This window comes from Pseudomonas viridiflava (assembly GCF_900602065.1).
Taxonomy (GTDB): domain Bacteria; phylum Pseudomonadota; class Gammaproteobacteria; order Pseudomonadales; family Pseudomonadaceae; genus Aquipseudomonas.
Genome location: NZ_UWFN01000365.1, coordinates 1 through 278, shown reverse-complemented (window position 1 = coordinate 278; position 278 = coordinate 1). Strand labels below are relative to the sequence as shown.

Here is a 278-nt window from a genome sequence, read left to right as displayed (position 1 = left end):
GGCCTACACCATCACCATCAAGGCCGACCGTTACGCGCGTCTGGGCGAGCTGCGTGAGCAGATCGTTGCCAAGCTGGCTGTCGAAGAAGGCAGCCCGTCTGCCAGCGAAGTCAAAGCCGCTTTCGGTGAAATCGAATACCGTACCGTTCGCGACAACATCGTCAACGGCAAGCCGCGTATCGATGGCCGTGACACCCGCACCGTTCGTCCTCTGAACATCGAAGTCGGCGTTCTGCCGAAGACTCACGGTTCGGCACTGTTCACCCGTGGCGAAACCC

Annotated in this window: 1 pseudogene; it reads left to right on the top strand. The window is 60.4% G+C overall.

The window, feature by feature from the left end:
* A pseudogene (locus tag EE949_RS28990) lies at positions 1-278 on the top strand (polyribonucleotide nucleotidyltransferase); the annotation flags it as partial.